General features: G+C 42.1%; 19 protein-coding genes and 2 riboswitches. Of the genes, 10 read left to right on the plus strand and 9 right to left on the minus strand.

What is annotated here, in order from left to right; all coding sequences use genetic code 11:
* Positions 1-38: 38 nt before the first annotated feature.
* From ABC357_RS00735 to ABC357_RS00745, 3 genes are all read right to left on the minus strand, one after another.
* Complete coding sequence (locus tag ABC357_RS00735) at positions 39-1,079, minus strand: hypothetical protein (protein ID WP_412885669.1); 1,041 nt, start codon at positions 1,077-1,079, stop codon at positions 39-41.
* Positions 1,066-1,413 carry a PadR family transcriptional regulator gene (locus ABC357_RS00740; RefSeq protein ID WP_412885670.1) on the minus strand — a complete coding sequence of 116 codons (348 nt, stop codon included), beginning with the start codon at positions 1,411-1,413 and terminating at the stop codon, positions 1,066-1,068. The genes ABC357_RS00735 and ABC357_RS00740 overlap by 14 nt, the downstream gene beginning before the upstream one ends.
* Positions 1,414-1,746: 333 nt before the next feature.
* Entirely contained in the window at positions 1,747-2,481 is a 735-nt protein-coding gene (locus ABC357_RS00745; protein WP_412885671.1) for a gamma-glutamyl-gamma-aminobutyrate hydrolase family protein, read from the minus strand.
* A 471-nt stretch (positions 2,482-2,952) separates the two neighbouring features.
* Between ABC357_RS00745 and ABC357_RS00750 the strand changes: the two genes are divergently transcribed.
* Positions 2,953-3,447, plus strand: a complete 495-nt coding sequence (locus ABC357_RS00750) for a DUF3267 domain-containing protein (protein WP_412888543.1) — start codon at positions 2,953-2,955, stop codon at positions 3,445-3,447.
* On the opposite strand, the gene ABC357_RS00755 is transcribed toward ABC357_RS00750, so the two are convergent.
* From ABC357_RS00755 to ABC357_RS00770, 4 genes are all read right to left on the minus strand, one after another.
* Complete coding sequence (locus ABC357_RS00755) at positions 3,392-3,592, minus strand: hypothetical protein (protein WP_412888690.1); 201 nt, start codon at positions 3,590-3,592, stop codon at positions 3,392-3,394. The two genes, ABC357_RS00750 and ABC357_RS00755, sit on opposite strands and share 56 nt — an antisense overlap.
* A gap of 58 nt (positions 3,593-3,650) precedes the next feature.
* Entirely contained in the window at positions 3,651-5,120 is a 1,470-nt protein-coding gene (gene katA, locus ABC357_RS00760) for a catalase KatA (RefSeq protein WP_412885672.1), read from the minus strand.
* Positions 5,121-5,355: 235 nt separating this feature from the next.
* Positions 5,356-7,542 carry an MMPL family transporter gene (locus ABC357_RS00765; protein WP_412885673.1) on the minus strand — a complete coding sequence of 729 codons (2,187 nt, stop codon included), beginning with the start codon at positions 7,540-7,542 and terminating at the stop codon, positions 5,356-5,358.
* A 115-nt stretch (positions 7,543-7,657) separates the two neighbouring features.
* Complete coding sequence (locus tag ABC357_RS00770; protein ID WP_412885674.1) at positions 7,658-8,221, minus strand: TetR/AcrR family transcriptional regulator; 564 nt, start codon at positions 8,219-8,221, stop codon at positions 7,658-7,660.
* A 345-nt stretch (positions 8,222-8,566) separates the two neighbouring features.
* A riboswitch (guanidine-I (ykkC/yxkD leader) is annotated at positions 8,567-8,665 on the plus strand.
* A gap of 61 nt (positions 8,666-8,726) precedes the next feature.
* On the opposite strand from ABC357_RS00770, the gene ABC357_RS00775 reads away from it, so the two are divergent.
* The gene (locus ABC357_RS00775; RefSeq protein ID WP_412885675.1) at positions 8,727-9,068 is read left to right on the plus strand and encodes a DMT family transporter; all 342 of its coding nucleotides are present in this window, start codon (positions 8,727-8,729) and stop codon (positions 9,066-9,068) included.
* Positions 9,068-9,382 (plus strand): DMT family transporter, encoded by a 315-nt coding sequence (locus tag ABC357_RS00780; protein WP_412885676.1) that lies wholly within the window; start codon positions 9,068-9,070, stop codon positions 9,380-9,382. The genes ABC357_RS00775 and ABC357_RS00780 overlap by 1 nt, the downstream gene beginning before the upstream one ends.
* A gap of 50 nt (positions 9,383-9,432) precedes the next feature.
* Here ABC357_RS00780 and ABC357_RS00785 read toward each other — a convergent pair whose 3' ends face one another.
* A complete protein-coding gene (locus ABC357_RS00785; RefSeq protein ID WP_412885677.1) occupies positions 9,433-9,804 on the minus strand; it encodes a Na-translocating system protein MpsC family protein in 372 nt (123 codons plus the stop codon).
* 237 nt (positions 9,805-10,041) lie between these two features.
* A riboswitch (cyclic di-AMP (ydaO/yuaA leader) is annotated at positions 10,042-10,184 on the plus strand.
* 482 nt (positions 10,185-10,666) lie between these two features.
* Here ABC357_RS00785 and ABC357_RS00790 point away from each other — a divergent pair.
* From ABC357_RS00790 to kdpDN, 5 genes are all read left to right on the plus strand, one after another.
* On the plus strand, positions 10,667-10,744 hold the full coding sequence (locus ABC357_RS00790; RefSeq protein WP_412888544.1) for a potassium-transporting ATPase subunit F: 78 nt from the start codon (positions 10,667-10,669) through the stop codon (positions 10,742-10,744).
* Positions 10,745-10,771: 27 nt separating this feature from the next.
* Complete coding sequence (gene kdpA, locus ABC357_RS00795; RefSeq protein ID WP_412888545.1) at positions 10,772-12,439, plus strand: potassium-transporting ATPase subunit KdpA; 1,668 nt, start codon at positions 10,772-10,774, stop codon at positions 12,437-12,439.
* An 18-nt stretch (positions 12,440-12,457) separates the two neighbouring features.
* Positions 12,458-14,563, plus strand: a complete 2,106-nt coding sequence (gene kdpB / locus ABC357_RS00800) for a potassium-transporting ATPase subunit KdpB (protein WP_412885678.1) — start codon at positions 12,458-12,460, stop codon at positions 14,561-14,563.
* 36 nt (positions 14,564-14,599) lie between these two features.
* Positions 14,600-15,181, plus strand: coding sequence for a potassium-transporting ATPase subunit KdpC (kdpC, locus tag ABC357_RS00805; protein WP_412885679.1), 582 nt, complete (start codon positions 14,600-14,602; stop codon positions 15,179-15,181).
* A 73-nt stretch (positions 15,182-15,254) separates the two neighbouring features.
* The gene (kdpDN, locus tag ABC357_RS00810; RefSeq protein WP_412885680.1) at positions 15,255-16,400 is read left to right on the plus strand and encodes a KdpD-like non-kinase potassium sensor; all 1,146 of its coding nucleotides are present in this window, start codon (positions 15,255-15,257) and stop codon (positions 16,398-16,400) included.
* 37 nt (positions 16,401-16,437) lie between these two features.
* Here the strand turns inward: kdpDN and ABC357_RS00815 are convergent, their stop codons facing one another.
* The gene (locus ABC357_RS00815) at positions 16,438-17,025 is read right to left on the minus strand and encodes a TetR/AcrR family transcriptional regulator (protein ID WP_412885681.1); all 588 of its coding nucleotides are present in this window, start codon (positions 17,023-17,025) and stop codon (positions 16,438-16,440) included.
* A 172-nt stretch (positions 17,026-17,197) separates the two neighbouring features.
* On the opposite strand from ABC357_RS00815, the gene ABC357_RS00820 reads away from it, so the two are divergent.
* Together ABC357_RS00820 and cuyA are read left to right on the plus strand one after the other, a co-directional pair.
* A complete protein-coding gene (locus tag ABC357_RS00820; protein ID WP_412885682.1) occupies positions 17,198-17,956 on the plus strand; it encodes an SDR family oxidoreductase in 759 nt (252 codons plus the stop codon).
* Positions 17,957-18,155: 199 nt separating this feature from the next.
* A complete protein-coding gene (gene cuyA, locus ABC357_RS00825) occupies positions 18,156-19,148 on the plus strand; it encodes a D-cysteate sulfo-lyase (protein WP_412885683.1) in 993 nt (330 codons plus the stop codon).
* The last annotated feature ends 140 nt before the right edge of the window (positions 19,149-19,288 follow it).

Raw genomic sequence — 19,288 nt, forward strand, 5'->3', positions numbered from 1 at the left:
CGAGTCAACCAACGCAATCCCTTATTGATCAACGCCGTTTAAACTGGCTTTTTTACATTTGTAGTCCGGTTGGGAAGGGCATTCTGGACCCTTGCTTTTCGAAAACCGTCAATTGTATTGAGTACAGCTGATACAATGAATATGATGGCCACTATATTGATGATCCACTGCTTCAACTCCGAGGCAGTGATAGAAAATAAATCGGCCAAGTAGGACAAGAAATCTGTATTGAAAATAGCTGGATCCATGATCATCACCATAAAGAAAATAGTTGCGATTATTTGGACACCTGTATTAAAAAGGGCCAACTTATTTGTCCATTGTTTAACAGCTAGCTTATAAAGAGCCAACGTGATTTCCGCAACAATCATAATAAGGACCATTGGCCAGTAATGGAGCAGTACTTCCTGGTTAAAAGCCGGGGCGACAAATTCCAGTTTATCTCTCCCGCCTTCGTAAATGCCTATAAGATGATCGGCATAAAAATAGATAGTGCCCCAAATCGCCGTCCAAAACAAACTTCCATACACTTCGATACGGGGAATGGCTTTTTTCTTTGGAATGTGCGTAATGCTTTTTAAATCATCAGGCTGCCATTTTGAAAATCTTGTTGTATAAGGTTGGCCATCTTTATTAGTATCCACCCGTTCCATTATGGCAAAGGCTATCGTTAACCAAAAGAAGACAGTCATCCCTACTTCAATCATTTTATAAATGCCTTCCCCGATTATCGAGAGTGCAACATCCATTGCTGATTTGTCCCCGATATATTCAGTCAGATGATCTGCTGTCAACGCAATGAATGAAATGATGGCTGCGATAGGCAAAATTGTTTTTAATAATGTGACGTAGAGATCGAAATAGCGCGGGCCAATGAGATGCATCGGTCGATCAAGATATCTGCTGGCCAAAAGGGCTGGATTTCCTAGCTTTTCAAGACAATTCTTAATATCGTCCTCATTATAGTGGTCAGGAAGCATATCTTCGATTGTTGATTGTAATTCAAGAGAGATATCATCCCTCATTTTTTCAGGCAGCCTTCGAGTTACCTCGTGTATATAGCTGTCAATCCAATTCATCTGTTTTCTCCCCTCTTAATAAGTTATAAAGTTCCTCTGAATTCTTCATCCACTCTTTTTTTAATTGCAAAAAGATGTCCAATCCGTATTCGCTTAAAACATAATACTTTCGGGGTCTGCTTTCAGACGTTTCCCAAGAGCTTGTTACTAATTCTTGTTTCTCTAATCGGCGCAGCAAGGGGTATAGCGTACTTTGATCGATGGGAATCCCTGCGCCTTCCAATAATTGGACGAGAGAATAGCCGTATTGAGGAGTCTGCAATTGGCTTAATACCGCTAGAGTCAAAGTGCCTCTTCGTAGTTCGGTGGTCAGTGAACTCAATAATTGATTCATTCTTATGCTGCCTCCTTTACTATATGTCGTACAGTATATGTCTTATACTATGTATCATACACTATATATGTGAAAAAAATACATATTTTTTTAAAAAAATTCAGTATATTATGCGTGCATAGTTAAATGGTAAAGCGATGATAAAAAATAGATGAGTGCACAATGAAAATAAATGAATAGTATTTCGAAAAAGATAGTAGAAAGATTTTTAAGAATGAGTTAAACAGGTACGGACAAACATGGAATAGAGAGGGGGAACGGGAAAACTAGCAAATAAAGGTGCATGCATGAAAAGCCCAGCAGAGGTAAATAGCTGCCGGGCTTTCATGCAAGTCATTTAGTGGTTTTGCAAGCTTCAATGAATCCTGTCAAGATGTTCTTCATTTTTTCGTCTTTTTCATATAGTTCCTCGGGATGGAACTGAAGGCCAAGTATGAATTGGGAAGGGTCTTTGCCTTCAATGGCTTCTACAACGCCATCTTCTGCTGATGCTGCTACCTTACAGGATGGAGCTACTTCTTTAATAGCCTGGTGGTGCTTGCTGTTTACGTTGGCTGAGCTGCTTTTCATCAGTTGGTGAAGCCTGCTCCCTGTTTTGATTTCAATTTTGTGGCTTGGCTGTTTTCTGGAATTCTTCTGATTATGCTTAATCGCATTATGGTCCTTTTCTATATCCTGGATCATGGAACCGCCCAAGGCTGTGTTCAGCGTGCCTAACCCTCTGCACGTGCCGATAATGGGCATTTTTTTCTCCATAGCATATTTGACCAAAGTTTGTTCCATTTGGTCCCGTTCCACATTGATCATTTTTAATCGGTCGGATGGATTTTCATCGTAATAGAGCGGGAAGACATCCTCGCCGCTTGATAAAAATAATCCATCACAAAGGTCAATCGTCTGTTTTGCTGTTTCCTCATCCCCTACAGGAATGACAATCGGAAGCCCGCCTGTATCTTTGATGGCCTTGACGTATTGGTGGTTAACCTGGACGCAAGGGTTTGTTTCTCCCTTGATTTCTATGTCCAGTACGGAGCTCGTGATGCCGATAATCGGACGATTTGTTTTCATTTTCTTCTTCTCCTTAAAGGTATTGATTATTTTATGGTGTTCTATACCCGCTTTTCCGGAGAAATAAAGACATGCCGATATACCTGTTTTTTATTAAGTCACTTGTGGGCGGAGGTGGCGTTTAAGCGGAAGGGGGCGGTGCGCATTCCACTCTCAACATCTAAAGTAATACCTGCTTTGCGAAATTGTTTCAATAAACAATCTACTCGCTTGGTAAGGTAATCGGTTCCATTTGTAGAATAAAAAAAGAATTAATCATAGTTCTTAATACAATCAATTCATACATTATTCATAGAACTGTTTAATCAAATGGTATAAGGTAAAAATGTAATTTTATGATAAAGAAAATATACGAAATTAGCGATCGAAAGATTCAGTATGAGGAAATAAATGGGTTGAAAATAGGAATAGATTTAAATCAGGGAGGGAACGTTTATGATCACCTGGTTTCGGCACTTGCCACAGAGAGAGATGGATTGGTCAGAATGGACTCCTTTCATACAGAATAATGGGTATCGAACACATTATATGAAGTGTGTATATCTATTTCAGACCCTCCTTTTTCTGATACCCTTTTTCTTTGAAACAAGTTTCAGCCATATTCATATTTATTTGCTCGTTATAATTGGTATCTTAGTGTTCATCATACATGAATGTATTCATATTGTTGCCGTAAACAAAAAAGGAGATAGTAGTTTCACTTTTAGTGGACTCTTTTTTTGGTTACATACAAATGCAATCTTATCCAAAATAAGATTTTGGGTTTTTATGAGCGCACCCTTTCTTCTATTATCAGTAATGCCTGCCATTTTATCATTCTATGTATCAAGTAATATAACATCCATACTGTTATTTATAAGCTGGATAAACGCAGTGATTTCTTCCTCGGATATCATCAATTCAATGCTAATTATGATAAAACCGAGAAAATCTGTTTTTTGCAGCGTTTATTATCGAGTGGAATAGTAGGATAAGGATAGTTCACATTTACAGTTATTATTCGATTTTCTGCCATGCAAGGAGAGTGCATAACAGCTTCTTGATCATCTTTTTTGACTAAACTTTCCTGCATTTGAATAAAAAGAACTGGAGAAAAAAGACGCCATTCCATTGGAACGGCGTCTTTTTAGTGAGATATAGTGAGAATAAGCTGTTTTTTAAAGCTTTTCTTAAATCGATGATAATTGATCGGCAGGAATCGTTAATCCAAGTCCTTCGGCTACACGTGTTCCATATTCCGGATCAGCTTTATAGAAATGCTCGATTTGGCGGATTTTGATATCTTCCTTCGTTACTAACTGCAATGAAGAAACGATGTTTTTAACGAGGCGGGCACGTTCCTCTTCTGATAATAATCGGTACAGGTCGCCAGCCTGGGTATAGTGGTCGCTGTGATCGTAAGAGACGCTGTCTGTCGTGCCAGATACGGCAATGGCAGGGCGTTTATGTCCAATTGCTTCAGCAGGTCCGCCAAAACTGTTAGGCTCGTAATACACGGCACGGCCTCCGTTATGATCAGGACGCATTGCGCCGTCGCGCTGATAGTTGTTCGCTTCCACCTTTGGACGGTTGATCGGCAAGGCGTTGTGGTTTGCACCTACGCGATAGCGATGGGCATCTGCGTAAGCAAATAAGCGGCCCTGCAGCATTTTATCAGGTGATACATCGATCCCCGGTACGAGTGTGCCAGGTGAGAAAGTGGCTTGCTCCACTTCTGCAAAATAGTTTTCAGGATTTCGGTCCAATACCATCCGACCGACTTCAATCAGCGGATAATCCTTTTGTGACCATACTTTAGTGACATCAAACGGATCAAAACGGTATGTGTCCGCATCCTCAAACGGCATAATCTGTACGCATAGTTTCCAGGATGGATAGTCGCCGTTTTCAATCGCGTTGAATAAATCTTCTGTATGGTAATCTGGATGGTCGCCTGCAATCTTGGCAGCCAAGTCGACATCTAGGTTCTTGACGCCTTGTTCTGTCTTGAAATGATACTTGATCCAAACCCCTTGGCCTTCCGCATTGACCCATTGGTATGTATGGCTTCCGTATCCGTTCATATGCCTCATTGATGCAGGGATGCCCCGGTCCGACATAAGGATGGTTACTTGATGGAGCGATTCTGGCGACAGTGACCAGAAGTCCCAGACAGCTGTTGGATTTTTCAAGTGAGTCCGTGGGTCCCTTTTTTGTGTATGGATGAAATCAGGGAACTTAATGGCGTCGCGAATGAAGAAAACCGGTGTATTATTGCCGACCAAGTCATAGTTTCCTTCTTCTGTATAGAACTTAATTGCAAATCCCCGCGGATCCCTTACTGTATCGGAAGAACCAAGCTCGCCTGCTACTGTTGAGAAGCGTGCAAATAATGGCGTCCGTTTGCCGACTTCTGATAGAAAGGCAGCTTTTGTATAAGCTGTAAGGTCATTCGTCACTTCAAAATATCCGTGCGCTCCAGCACCTTTCGCGTGGACAACTCTTTCAGGCACCCGTTCTCTATTAAAGTGGGCGAGTTTTTCAAGCAGATGGACATCCTGGATTAATGTAGGGCCTCTTGAACCTGCCGTCATCGAATTTTGGTTATCTCCTACAGGTGCACCCCAACTGGTTGTTAAATATTGATCGTTTCTAGTCATAAGTAGCCTCCTTATTTATCTCTTTGATAGTTTACATGATAACAGATTTAAAAATATAATCAATACTTTTTTATAATAATTATAAATAAGAGTTTGGCGATTATTGGATATCTAGATAAAACACTACTAATATAGTGTTTTGTAATGGGTATTAAAATGCGGATTATAGAAAAAAGAGGAATAGAAAAAAGCTATTTGAGAAAATACGACAATTTTCTCAAATAGCTTATGCGTTTTACATCGATGTGCTGTGTGTTTTATCTTTCTGCTTTTGTTCCTTGGATGGCCAGAAACTCCATTTGCCTAAAATGAGAATAATGGCCGGTACAAGCATGGAACGAACCAGGAAGGTATCCATCAATACACCAATTGCCACCATGAAGCCGAACATAAATAATTCCTGGATCGGCTGTGTGGTTAAAACAGCAAATGTGGCAGCAAGGATTAAGCCTGCAGATGAAATGACTCCGCCTGTCTTGCCGATTCCGAGGTGGACAGCTTCTTTTAATGAGAAGGAACCCATTTCTTCTTTAATGCGCGATACGAGCATAATATTGTAATCGACTCCTAGAGCTACCAGGAAGACAAATGTGTAAAGCGGTATTCGATAACTCATGGCATCGTATCCGAATATATGGTCGAAAATCCACATGCCGAGGCCAAGGGCTGCAAAATAAGATAATAGGATCGTTACCATCATATAGATAGGCGCGATAATCGAACGTGTCTGCAATCCAAGCATCACCATAATAAATACCGTGACAAGAATGACGACCACCAATGTATCGCGGTCATTCGCTTTGTTCATATCTGCCTGTTGCGCTGTTTCGCCAGTGAAATAAAGATGATAGTCATTATGTGCATTGCTATCCTTCAATATTCCGCTGCGATGGTCATTTAGCTGATCCATTGCGGCGATGGCATCCAATGTATAAGGGTTATCTTTCAGGATCATCTGCAGCTTGACGGCTTTACCATCCTCAGAAACATTGTTTTGATAGGCCTTAGCAATGGTTTCACTGGATGGAGAAATGCTTTCTACCCCTTTTTGCTTTTCTAATTGCTGTGCTATTGCAGTCAGTTTTTCCGGATCTAATTGATGGTCTGACGTTATTAATACATTCGTCGGAGCAAGGCTGCCCGGTGAGTATTTATCCTCCAGAATTTCAAACCCTTGCCGCGATTCCATATCGCTTGGAAATGATTTCAAGAGATTGAAGGAGTACTTGATGTTAAATGTGTTCAATGAGAACACTACAAGCAAGAGGGTGATAACAGCAATAATGGTTTTCGGCCGGCGTGATACGAAAACCCCGATTTTATCCCAAATATGCTGTTTTTCTTTCTTTTGCACGCCATTTTTCGGTATGAATGGCCAGAACGCTTTTTTGCCGAATAACGTGAATAATGCCGGTACCAATGTCAATCCGCCAATCAGGATGATAACCATTGCGGAAGAAAAGATTGGTGCAAAGTTCCGGTAACCTGCGTCAGACGCGAAGAAAAGCATCAGCATGGCTACAAATACGGTGCTGCCGCTGAAGAAAATCGGTTCAGCAACGGATTTCATCGCATGGAACATGCTTTCATATTTGTTTTTCCGTGTCTTCAATTCTTCACGGAAACGGGCAAAAACGAATAGTGAGTAATCCGTTAAGGCAGCGAATAACAGGATGGACATGATGGAGAGCGATTGCTGGTCCAAATGGACTCCAGCTTTTCCCATTAGGCCGAGTACACGATCAACGACTAAATACACAATGCCGCAAGCCAGCAACGGTATGATTGCCAGCAATGGCGAGTGGTAAATCAAGATTAACAAAATCAGGATGATCGCAACCGTCGCCAGGATCAACACTACATCCGCATTTGAGAATAATTGGACAGAATCAGATGCAATGGCTGCAGGTCCGGTCCATTTTACCTTTACAGAATCAGAAACATTTTGTTTAATTTCCTTTTTTAAGTCTTTCAGTACAGAAGTGATATCCTTTGATTCAAGCCCCGATTTTAAAGTAACCGGCAAGGTAATGCTGGTGCCGTCTTTGGACAATAATGCTGCTTGTGCCTGTGGCGGCATTTTGTACAGTGGCAGGACTTCCTTAATATTCTTTGAATGATTTTCGCTTATTGCTTTTGAAGCATCGCCGATTTCTTTCAATTGCTGTTTGGTCAGCTTTTCTTTTGAAGTGAATACGGCAATGGCTGGTGTGCCATCATCTTCCTTGAAATAGGCATCCATTTGTTTTTGGGCTTTCTCAGATAATGCGGTTTCCGGCAAGCCGCTGCCGTCGGATTTGGATACTTGATCCTTTGCTGCTGGCGCGACCAAAGTTAAAACAATCACTGCAATGAGCCATATGGCGATGATTGATAGTACCCCTTTTTTAGATCGCGTTGCTTTGGCAATCCATTTAAACATGAAAAAAAGACCTCCCTTTGATTTTGTTTCCGACACAAGTGTCGGAAATGAGTGCAGTTTTTAGAATATTCCCTACTACTTCAAGTATGGCAAACGAAAGAAAAGGCGTCAATTTTTAAGAACCGACACCGTTGAAAATAAAGTCCATAATTTCCTCAAGGCGTTCTTCTTCGCTTTGCTGCCGGAAATTAGGGATTTGTATTAAGTTGAATATGATATAGGAGATAAAAATAGCATTCATATTTTTACGGATTATTCCTGCATCCTTTGCTTGTTGGATGAGAATTAAGCTATCGTCATATATTTTTTTTGAAATCTCGCGGACGATTTGGATTTGCTCGATATAGTCGCCCTTTTCTTCCATTTGAGCGAGCATGGTAATAACAAGCTGTACATGTGAGTACTTAAGAAAAACGGCTATGAAACTCCTGAATTTTAAATAGACATCATCCAGCTCCAGAATAGCTTCGCTTTCTTTTACTCTTTCATAAGCAAAGCCGTGCAGGTAAGCTATGATCAGTTCATCTTTATTCGGATAATATTCGTAGATTGTACTGCGTCCGACGTGAAGTTTTTCAGCAAGCAGGCCAAACGTAAATGCAGTATATCCTTTTTCCAAAAGAAGGGATTCTGTTGCTTTCATCAATTCGTGATGATCAATTATTTTCTTTCTTGCCATCGTCAAAATCCTCTCGTCATAAGATACTTCCATTATGGCATGAACAAGGAAAGGAAGCGAACGACTTGAATTATTATCATGCTGAACATTGCCATATTGAGAAAGTCCTATAGCATTCATTTGTTGAAATTGACTGTTTTACAGGAAGGTGAAAGGCAAATATGCAATCCCTTTTTAAAAATTGGTTTACAGTCATGTGACTCCTTTTTTACATGATTGCTTTGGAAATAATGTTGGATTATTATTTTCTTGAAATAACAATTTTGCGCTGTGGATTTGTGTGCATTGCAGCCAAAACAGCTCTTTGCTATACTTTTTATAGAGTGACAGATTATAAAATAAATAAGACATGTTTTCTAGGGTTCCGCAGCTTACTGCTGGTCTGGACCGAGAGAAAACCACAATGTAGTCGTTGTGACACGGAAGGATAAAAGCCTGGGAGAAATGCATTTTTTGCTATTCTTCCAGGCTTTTTTGCATCTGGAAAGAAAGAGGAGGCAATTTTATGAGTAAACAATGGGTAAAAGTCTTCATTGCAGCTCTGTTTGAAGTATTGTGGGTAGTCGGACTAAAGCATAGCGAGGGAATATGGGAATGGGCCGGAACAATCATTGCGATTATTGTCAGCTTTTATTTAATGATCATGGCAGGAAAGGATTTGCCTGTCGGAACGGTATACGCTGTATTTGTAGGGCTGGGAACGGCAGGGACTGTTTTCTCTGGCATCGTTTTTTTTGGAGAGCCTTTCAGCTGGGTGAAAGTGGGGTTGACGATTGTTCTGCTCGTTGGTGTGATGGGCTTGAAAATGGTGACCGAAGAAGTACACACTGAAGGGAGCGGCTCTTAATGGAATGGATAGCGCTTATTATTGCAGGGGTGTTCGAAATGATGGGTGTCGTTACCATCAATAGATTCCATCAAAGAAAAAATGTATCTTCCGTTCTGTTGATGTTGGCTGCTTTCGCCGGCAGTTTTATTTTTCTGGCCATTGCGATGGAACAGCTTCCGATGGGGACAGCTTATGCGATTTGGACAGGTATCGGAGCGTCTGGAGGAGCTATATTAGGAATGGTGTGGTATGGAGAATCGAGGGATTGGAAACGGATCCTATTCATCTTCCTCGTGCTCGGTGCTGCGGTTGGCCTGAAAATGACAGCTTAGCAGGCGCTCTAAAAAGCGTCCCACTGGAATGGGGCGCTTATTTCTTTTGCTTAGGTCCAACCAAATGCTTTTTCGACATCTTCATCCATAATGAAAACTTCAATTCGTTCGCCGGTCTTTGTGCTTATGTCACTGTGGCTGGATTGAACTGTGCACTGTGTGTGCTGTTCGACAATCTTTTCGGTATTTTCGCTGTACATTTCGCGGAGAATCTGGCGTGCCTGTTTAACTAATCGCCGGCCGTTTTGCTGCTTCACTAAATGTTTTTCCTCGACTGTCAGTACGCCCTTAAATCTGACAATGACCATATCGCCGAGAATGTACGTCTTTGTTTCTTGTGGTCCTCTTCCAATCAGGTCGCGCTGCAATTTTATGAATGCCTCGCTCAGTTCATTCTCTAATTTTTTCTTTGTAATAGCCATTTTCCTATTCCTCGCTTAAATGAAATGTATAACGTGAAGCATCGGTTGAAATGCATATCGTTCATTTTTATCACGATATTTAAAATAAGGGAAATGGCAAAAATAAAAGTAAAAATAAGTAATAGTAAGAAAAATATATATTTGATTGAAATTTTACATGAAAAAGGTAGTATTTGAGCGAATTTAGCTTATTTTTATAATTTGCAGAAATTAAAACGTCACGTTATTATGTAATCAAATTTAATTCGGCTAAATCTCGTATTCGAGAACGGAGGAACCAATCTTTTGGGGTTAATTTTGCAGATCTTGCAGAAGGGATGAGAAAGCTCTTTCGCCATCCTACCCGTCAGCTAACTTCGTCGGCTAAAGCGAAGGAGGTCTAAAAGGCCGCCTGATCAAGGGGTTTTTTTCTATGTATTATTTTTGGTGTGCAGGAAAAAAACAACTTGGATGATGATGTAGGTCTTTTTATATTGCCTATATATTTGAAAAAGGAAAAATGGAAGACAGAACGCAAAGAGGGCGCAAGCTTGCTGGGCGTTAGGTAGACCAATATATACTTTTTCTCCAAATACGTTAAGCGATTGTACAGGAAGGGATGTTTTAAGCAGACCTGGATTGTACCTTGGCTTTCCATGTGGAGTTAAGTATGTATTGGTCTTTTATTTTGCCTGAAAACGGAAAGGGTGTGAGCATCCGCTACGCTATCGTAGCATTCTGGCGTTTTTCAAATGAAAGAACGGGGGTGTTTGCTATTGCTGGATATTCTTATGGTCGGAATGATTGCTGTTTCAACAATTATGATGATTGGCCTCATCGCTTGGGCTGAAAGGGAGACAGGGAAAGGAAGTGGGCAATAGTCATGTTTTTCTTATTGGCTTTAGGCATTTGTGTTTCTTTGTATTTATTATTTGCTTTATGCAATCCTGAAAAATTTTAAAGAGCATGGGAGGATTTTAAGGTGTCCATGAGTATTATTTCTATACTAATTTCATTGATCATCATCGGTTTGATGGTGAAACCGACCGGCCTATATCTTGCTGCAGCCTTTGATTATAGGTCCACAAAGCTGGATCGTTTATTCGGAGGATTTGAGAATCTGCTGTATCGGCTTTCTGGAGTGAAAAAAGAAAATCAGGGCTGGAAATTATATGCCCTTTCCTTTTTGTTAGTAAATGTGGCTACTTTATTGCTTGCGTACTTGGTTTTCCGTTTTCAGGGGGTTCTTCCATTGAACCCGAGCCACATAAACGGAATGGAGCCTTCTTTGGCATTCAATACAGCTGTTTCTTTTATGGCCAACACAAATCTTCAACATTATAGCGGTGAAACGGGTTTATCCTATTTATCTCAAATGATGGGAATTGTGTTCCTTATGTTTGTATCACCGGCGACAGCACTTGCTGCCGTCATGGCCATCATAAGGGGATTGGCAGGTAAAGGAGCGGGAAACTTTTTTGTCGATATAACAAGAAGCTTGACCCGTGTATTTATTCCGATTGCTTTTGTAATGGGATTGGTCTTTGTCTCGCTTGGCGTACCGCAAACACTTGATTCAACTGCTACTGTAACAACGGTGACAGGAGAGCACCAGGAGATTGCCCGCGGACCTGTCGCTGCTTTTCTGTCGATAAAAGAAGTTGGCAACAACGGCGGCGGATTTTTCGGAGCAAATTCGACCCATCCGTTTGAAAACCCGGGAGGATTCAGCAACTTCCTGCAAATTTGGCTAATGATGCTCTTGCCGACAGCACTGCCGTTTGCTTATGGAAAGATGGTCGGAAACCGGAAACAAGGGCGGATTTTGTTTACTATTATGGCGGTTATGTTTGTCATGATGCTCGGTATTTCTTTGACATCTGAATTCAACGGCAACCCTGTATTTCAGAAAATGGGCTTCGAAAACGGACAGGGAAGCATGGAAGGGAAGGAAGTCAGAATAGGGGTTGGAGATTCTTCTTTTTATTCGGTTGTAACAACAGCTGCCGAAACGGGTGCCGTCAATACGATGCACGATACGCTGACGCCGATCGGGGGCTTGGTCCCATTGATGAATATGATGTTGAACACTGTCTTTGGAGGTGTTGGCGCAGGTTTTATCAATGTGCTGATGTATTGTTTGATCGCTGTTTTTTTATCGGGCTTAATGGTCGGACGGACACCGGAGTTTTTGGGCAAAAAATTGGAAGGGAAGGAAATGAAACTGATTGCTGTTACACTGCTTATTCATCCATTGCTGATCCTTGGCGCATCGGCTATTGCTTTATGGACTCCACTTGGTGCAGACAGTATATCAAACCCTGGATTCCATGGCTTTACTCAGGTGGTATATGAGTATACTTCTTCCGCTGCAAACAATGGGTCGGGCTTCGAAGGACTGGCTGATGCGACCCCTTTTTGGAATATTTCTACTGGGCTGGTTATGTTTTTCGGCCGTTGCTTCAGCATTCTTGCCATGATTGCCGTTGCTGGATCATTGGCAAGCAAAAAAGTGGTTCCAGAAACAGTGGGGACTTTCCGTACGGATACACAGCTTTTTGGAGGAATACTGTTTGGGACAATTCTTATTGTCGGTGCGCTGACTTTTTTTCCGGCGATTGTATTGGGTCCAGTGGCTGAATTTTTAACTTTATAAGATGGAGTTGGATAAAAAATGGGTGAAACTGCATGGAAAAAACAAGGGCAACCACTAGCCGGAAGGAAAATAAATGGTTTGGGATTGCCGCCTGAAAAGCCGGACAGACAATCACATGTAGAAAAGGGATTAATGGCAAATGCCGTAAAACAATCATTCATCAAATTGAATCCGGCGGTTATGGCCAAAAATCCAATCATGTTTGTTGTGGAAATCGGTTTTGTGGTCACTTTTCTTCTCTCGATTTTTCCGTCCCTATTCGGAGGGGAGTCGGCCAGATGGTTCAATGTGACCGTGACACTGGTGCTTCTATTCACGATTCTCTTTGCCAATTTTGCCGAGAGCCTTGCCGAGGGCAGGGGGAAGGCTCAGGCGGATTCGTTAAAAAAATCAAAGAAAGATACATCTGCCAATGTAGTGAAGAACGGTAAAATCGTCACTGTTTCTTCCAATATCCTTAAAAAAGGAGATATTGTCATCGTTTCTGCGGGAGAAATCATACCGGGCGATGGGGAAATCATTCAGGGCCTTGCCTCCATTGATGAATCTGCTATTACAGGTGAATCAGCTCCTGTCATCAAAGAAAGCGGTGGAGATTTTTGTTCAGTGACAGGAGGGACGAAGGTAATCAGTGACAGAATTACCGTGCGGATTACAAGCGATCCTGGAGAGTCCTTTCTAGATCGCATGATCTCTTTAGTTGAAGGTGCGGAGCGTAAAAAGACACCGAACGAAATTGCATTAAGTACAGTTCTGACAAGCCTGACACTCATTTTCATAATAGTTGTAATGACGCTGCCTTTATTTACAGATTATTTGGGCTTTTCTATCGAGGTCCCTGTGTTGATCTCTTTATTGGTTTGCTTGATTCCGACAACGATTGGCGGTCTCTTGTCCGCCATTGGGATAGCGGGAATGGACCGCGTCACTACTTTCAATGTGCTTGCTATGTCAGGGAAAGCAGTTGAGGCTGCCGGGGATATCCATACAATTATCCTTGATAAAACGGGAACTATAACTTTCGGAAACCGGATGGCGAATGATTTTGTACCGGTCAAGAATGGGTCGAAGGAGGAATTATGCTTTTGGAGTGCTGTGTCATCTATATACGATGATACGCCTGAGGGGAAATCAGTTGTCAGTCTTGCCCGACAACTAGGGGCTGAGGTAGATGAATCGATGATCCAGGAAAGGCAAATCATTGAATTTATGGCGGAAACAAGGATGAGCGGTCTTGAATTGGAAGATGGGCGTTCAGTCCGTAAGGGAGCTGTCGATGCAATCAAAGAGTGGGTGGCCGTACAGGGAGGCAGTATCCCGAAGGATCTGGATCTAAAGACGAACATGATTTCAGAAAAAGGCGGTACACCACTCGCGGTTGCTGTCGATCGTCATATTCTCGGTTTGATTTACTTAAAGGATACGGTTAAGCCAGGCATGAAAGAGCGCTTCGGCCAATTGCGCCAGATGGGCATCAAGACGGTTATGTGTACGGGCGATAATCCTGTGACAGCTGCAACGATAGCAAAAGAAGCCGGTGTCGATGAATTCGTAGCTGAATGCAAGCCCGAAGATAAAATAGCTGTCATCAAAGCGGAACAAAGCCAAGGGAAGCTGGTTGCGATGACTGGTGATGGAACGAACGATGCACCAGCTCTAGCGCAAGCGGATGTAGGTTTGGCGATGAACTCTGGAACAACGGCCGCCAAAGAAGCGGCGAACATGATCGATTTGGATTCAGATCCGACCAAAATTATCGAAGTAGTAGGCATAGGAAAACAATTGCTGATGACCCGAGGAGCTCTAACGACTTTTAGTATTGCAAATGATGTAGCCAAGTATTTTGCCATCATACCTGCGATGTTCATGGTAGCGATTCCGCAGATGGATGCCTTAAACATTATGAGATTGAATTCGCCTTTGACGGCTATTCTGTCGGCCCTAATTTTTAATGCGATTATCATTCCGCTTCTCATACCTTTGGCAATGAAAGGGATTGCCTATAAACCGATGAGCTCCAACTCACTATTGGCCCGTAACCTAGGCATATACGGGATGGGGGGAATAGCGGCCCCGTTCATAGGGATTAAACTAATTGATGCATTGCTTGGTTTTATTTTGTAGAACGTCCATTATAAACGGAAAGTGAGAGTACAGCATATGAAAGAGATCCGAATAGTAGTTGCTCCTGTCCTTCGCATAAGCCTGGTTTTTATGATTTTGTGCGGTCTTGTCTATCCGTTCATATTTACCGGGGTTGCACAGACCCTTATGCCCGTAAAGGCGGATGGGAGCCTGATCAAAGATAAGGTTGGTACTATAGTTGGTTCTGAATTGATCGGGCAGCAGGTGAGCGATCCAGCCTATTTTCAGGGCCGTGTTTCCAGTATTGAATACAATGGTTCAGGATCAGGATCGAATAACTATGCCCCGTCCAATCCCGATTTAGAAAAGAGATTGGAAAATTCGATCGACAAATGGAAAAAAGACAATCCGACAGTGCCTATAGCAGAGGTTCCCTCTGAATTGCTGACGAACTCAGGTTCAGGCCTTGATCCTCATATCACTCCTAAAGGGGCAGAAGTACAGGTGGACCGTATAAGTGACAAAGGCGGTATTAGCAAGTCAGTCCTGCGTAAATTGATTAAAGAACATACAGATGGAAAAGAGCTTGGATTTTTCGGGCAGGAGAAGGTGAATGTCCTGAAGTTGAATTTGGCATTGAATGAGCTATATAAATAGGGATAGTAAAGGGTGTTCAAATTTCAATTTTGCAGCACCCTTTTCCCGTGTTCAATAGAAGGAGAGGGTTCCGATGGCAGCGGACCAGTTATTTACCCGAAGAAAAACACCGGAGCAAATTTTGGATGAATTATATGAAAGCAGAAGAGGAAAAATCAAGCTTTATATAGGTGCAGCCCCTGGTGTCGGCAAAACATACAAGATGTTGCTGGATGCAAACGATGCCCGTACTGAAGGGAAGGACATTGTCATTGGGTTCATTGAAACACATGGCCGGCAAGAAACGGTCGATCAATTGAAGGACTTGGAATGCGTCCCTTTAAAACGAGTGAGTTATAGAAACCGGTTCTTCGGAGAATGCAATGTTGAGGAAATCATCCATAGAAATCCGGATATTGTTGTAGTGGATGAGCTTGCCCATACGAATAGTAAAGGAAGCAAGAATCGGAAAAGGTATCAGGATATTGAAGATTTGCTTGAAGCGGGCATCCATGTTTGGTGCGCGGTCAATATCCAGCATATCGAGAGTGTGAATGATATCGTCAAGCAGATTACAGGGGTATCTGTAAGAGAGAGGGTGCCGGATTATTTTATCCAGAGGGCAGAGGAAATCCAGTTGATAGATGCGAGTCCCGAGACATTGAGGAAGCGTTTGGCTGAAGGTAAAATCTATAAAAAAGATAGAATTGAACAAGCGCTCCAGCATTTCTTCAAGACTTCCAATCTATCAGCGCTGCGTGAACTGGTTCTTCGCGAAGTCGCGAATGATATGGATGAAAAAATAGAAGGCGATAATGAAAGCGAATTTGGCCCGTTGGGCGTCTATGACCGCATTATGGTCTGTGTCCAATACGGTCCTACCGCTGAAAAGCTGATTAGGAGGGGATACCGGATGGCGCACAGACTAAAAGCGGAGCTATATATATTAAATATTTCTAATGAAGAAGAGGATTCTTTTTCCTCGGAAAAAGAACAAAAAGTGAAGCAATGGAAAAAGCTTGCTGATGAGTTCGATGCCCGGTTCATCATTGAAAAGAGAGGGAAGAGGCAATCGGCAGATGTAATCGTAGAAATGTCAAAAAAATACCGGATTACACACATCATACTTGGGCAATCGGCTCGTACAAGATGGGATGAAATCTGTAAAGGGTCAATTGTGAACAGCATCATGAGAAATGTTCGGAATACAGATATCACCATTGTAAGTGACGGGCGATAGATCTCCAGCAGGGGCATTCTCATCTTGTTGCTGCCGGTTATGCCTTTCTTTTTCCTTTGGCAAAATGGCTTTCAGCAAGGATTTCAATTAATTGCTCTGTCATATATTGAGGCGTATATTTAAACCCTCCTTTCACCCATTCAACAATCAAGCCAAGCAATGCATATGCCTGATAGCTGGCTAACAGCTCGGGATTAATAGCGGAGGCTGTCTTATCAAGCAGTAAATCCTGAAGGGCTATCTCTTTCAAAACGTCGCATATTTTGTTCTGAAAGCCCGGCAAGACGTTGGAGTGGATGATAATCGTGTAAAAATCGGCATATTTGGCCACGTGGTCAAATAGTTTAATCGCTGATGACGATAGCTCTTCTTTGAAAAAGTTGGAGTTATCTCGGTATGGCGCCCTGAATGATTCAATTAAATCTTCAATGACATCATGAATAACATCATCCAGCAAGTCTTCTTTATATTGGTAATGTTTATAGAAGGTTCCGCGATTGAGATCCGCCAAGGCGACAATTTCTGTAATAGTGATGCTTTTAAATTCTTTTTCTTTCATTAGAGTAAGCAATGATTTTTTTAAGGCGTTTTTTGATTTGTTAATTCTTCTATCTGGCGAATGCATATCTTTTGCTCCTTTTCTCCATGAAATTAAACATACGAAATGATAATTGTTCATTAATCAACATTTTGCTTTTTTTTGAATATTGAGGTTTTATTTTGGTTTTATTATACTATAAATGAACAGATGTTTATTAATCAACATTTGTTTTGACGATAAAAGGAGGATGTTCGATATGAAACTTAAGGGGAAAGTTGCAATCGTTACAGGGGCTGCTTCAGGCATGGGTAAACAAATAGCTCTTCTTTACGCACAAGAAGGAGCTAAGGTAGTTGTTTCGGATTTGAATTTCGACGGCGCAAATGCAACTGTGGAAGAAATTAAATCTAACAATGGCGATGCCTTTGCCATGAAAACGAATGTAGCACTTGAAGAAGACATTCAAGCTTTGGTGGACAAAACAGTTGAAGTGTACGGAACAGTTGATGTTTTAGTGAATAACGCAGGTATAATGGACAATTTCGAACCTGCAGGAGATATAGAAGATGATAAATGGGACCGCATTTTTGCCATCAATACAACAAGCGTTATGCGTTCCACCCGTAAAGTATTGCCGATTTTCCTGGATAAACAGGCAGGAGTCATTGTCAATATTGCATCGGCAGGCGGTTTATATGGTGCCCGGGCGGGTGCTGCCTACACAGCGTCCAAGCATGCCGTTGTCGGCTTTACTAAAAATACTGCGTTCATGTATGCCCCAAATGGAATCCGCTGCAATGCGATTGCACCGGGCGGCGTAGAAACAAATATTGGAGCTTCCATGACGAATATCAATCCTCTCGGCGCATCCCGCCAACAGTTAGGATTGGCAATCAATCCGAGAACCGGCAAGCCGGAAGAAATAGCTAAGGTTGCCCTGTTTTTGGCCGCGGATGATTCGAGCTTTGTAAATGGTGCCATTATTAATGCAGATGCAGGCTGGTCGGCATATTGATTATAGAATTAGAGTAAAACCGATCTGCTTTTAAGCGGATCGGTTTTTTTGAGATGTTTTTTTCTATACATAGAACATAATCGGGAAAACAGGCCCCTTATCCATGGGATTCTGCAGTTTGACAAAAAGTAGACATTGCTTAAAGGGTGGCGCTGGTTGACAATAGAAATTGGACATATAAGAGGAGGAGATTGCGAGAATGAATTTATCGGCTATTCCACGAAAAAAATATACAAACGGTTATACACCGTTGGAAAAGTTGGAGGCGCTCTCGGCTGAGCTTGGCGGCCCATCCATTTATATGAAACGCGATGATCTGCTGGGGCTTACTGCAGGCGGAAACAAAACGAGAAAACTGGAATTTTTGGTGGCTGATGCCCAAAAGAAAGGCGCGGACGTACTAGTGACATGCGGAGCCGTCCAATCAAACCATTGCCGCTTAACGTTGGCCGCGGCGGTTAAAGAAAAAATGAAATGCGTTCTTGTATTGGAAGAAGGCGAGAATAAAGCGAGCGACCAGCCGACCGGTAATTATTTTCTGTATCATCTTCTTGGGGCTTCACATATGAAATTTGTCCCTGAGGGGTCGGATCTTATGGAAGAAATGGCAAAGGTCGAGAAAGAACTGGTTGAGCAAGGCCATACTCCTTATTTAATACCTGTTGGCGGCTCAAATCCTATCGGTGCTGCCGGCTATGCTGCATGCTCACAGGAGCTGCTTGCACAGGCATATGATCAGCAAATAAATATGGATTATGTAGTGTGCACTAGTGGCAGCGGAGGAATGCATGCAGGGTTGGTAGCTGGTTTCTTGGGGTTGAATAGTGATGTTCCAGTGATTGGCATGAATATCAGCCGAAATAAGGAAGAGCAGGAGGCGAAAGTATTTGGCCTCCTTAAGGAATTGGACACTTATTTAACGCTGAACCATAAGATATCCCGGGAGAATGTCCTTTGCTATGATGAATATGTGGGTCCAGGATACGCTGTGCCGACAAATGAAATGATCGAGGCAGTCAAGCTAGTGGCGAGTACAGAGGGGATATTACTTGATCCTGTTTATACGGGAAAAGCGATGGCCGGCCTTATTGATTTGGTCCGGAAAGGAACGTTCAAGAAAGAAGATAATATTGTATTTATCCACTCAGGCGGTTCACCTGCCCTCTATGCCTATACATCTTTATTCAGTTAATAAAGTGTATAACAAACATGAGGAATAGTAGGCATCACCGTTCCAAAAAAGCATATAGATAAATGAGAGAGGCTGTTCAATGACAGCCTTTTCTTTTGCTCTTATAAAATAGTGTTGATTGTCGCATCCTAATGGTTAGA

Origin of the sequence: Bacillus kalamii, assembly GCF_047238185.1 — a bacterium.
Lineage (GTDB): Bacteria > Bacillota > Bacilli > Bacillales > DSM-1321 > Bacillus_AD.

Coding starts and splice junctions, on each gene's coding strand:
- ABC357_RS00740 (WP_412885670.1), bottom strand. CDS start 1,413: ATGAATCAATTATTGAGTTCACTGACCACCGAACTACGAAGAGGCACT.
- ABC357_RS00735 (WP_412885669.1), bottom strand. CDS start 1,079: ATGAATTGGATTGACAGCTATATACACGAGGTAACTCGAAGGCTGCCT.
- kdpA (WP_412888545.1), top strand. CDS start 10,772: ATGAGTATTATTTCTATACTAATTTCATTGATCATCATCGGTTTGATG.
- ABC357_RS00750 (WP_412888543.1), top strand. CDS start 2,953: ATGGATTGGTCAGAATGGACTCCTTTCATACAGAATAATGGGTATCGA.
- ABC357_RS00775 (WP_412885675.1), top strand. CDS start 8,727: ATGAGTAAACAATGGGTAAAAGTCTTCATTGCAGCTCTGTTTGAAGTA.
- ABC357_RS00780 (WP_412885676.1), top strand. CDS start 9,068: ATGGAATGGATAGCGCTTATTATTGCAGGGGTGTTCGAAATGATGGGT.
- ABC357_RS00815 (WP_412885681.1), bottom strand. CDS start 17,025: ATGCATTCGCCAGATAGAAGAATTAACAAATCAAAAAACGCCTTAAAA.
- kdpB (WP_412885678.1), top strand. CDS start 12,458: ATGGGTGAAACTGCATGGAAAAAACAAGGGCAACCACTAGCCGGAAGG.
- ABC357_RS00770 (WP_412885674.1), bottom strand. CDS start 8,221: ATGGCAAGAAAGAAAATAATTGATCATCACGAATTGATGAAAGCAACA.
- ABC357_RS00785 (WP_412885677.1), bottom strand. CDS start 9,804: ATGGCTATTACAAAGAAAAAATTAGAGAATGAACTGAGCGAGGCATTC.
- ABC357_RS00745 (WP_412885671.1), bottom strand. CDS start 2,481: ATGAAAACAAATCGTCCGATTATCGGCATCACGAGCTCCGTACTGGAC.
- ABC357_RS00790 (WP_412888544.1), top strand. CDS start 10,667: ATGTTTTTCTTATTGGCTTTAGGCATTTGTGTTTCTTTGTATTTATTA.
- cuyA (WP_412885683.1), top strand. CDS start 18,156: ATGAATTTATCGGCTATTCCACGAAAAAAATATACAAACGGTTATACA.
- kdpC (WP_412885679.1), top strand. CDS start 14,600: ATGAAAGAGATCCGAATAGTAGTTGCTCCTGTCCTTCGCATAAGCCTG.
- ABC357_RS00755 (WP_412888690.1), bottom strand. CDS start 3,592: ATGGAATGGCGTCTTTTTTCTCCAGTTCTTTTTATTCAAATGCAGGAA.
- katA (WP_412885672.1), bottom strand. CDS start 5,120: ATGACTAGAAACGATCAATATTTAACAACCAGTTGGGGTGCACCTGTA.
- ABC357_RS00820 (WP_412885682.1), top strand. CDS start 17,198: ATGAAACTTAAGGGGAAAGTTGCAATCGTTACAGGGGCTGCTTCAGGC.
- kdpDN (WP_412885680.1), top strand. CDS start 15,255: ATGGCAGCGGACCAGTTATTTACCCGAAGAAAAACACCGGAGCAAATT.
- ABC357_RS00765 (WP_412885673.1), bottom strand. CDS start 7,542: ATGTTTAAATGGATTGCCAAAGCAACGCGATCTAAAAAAGGGGTACTA.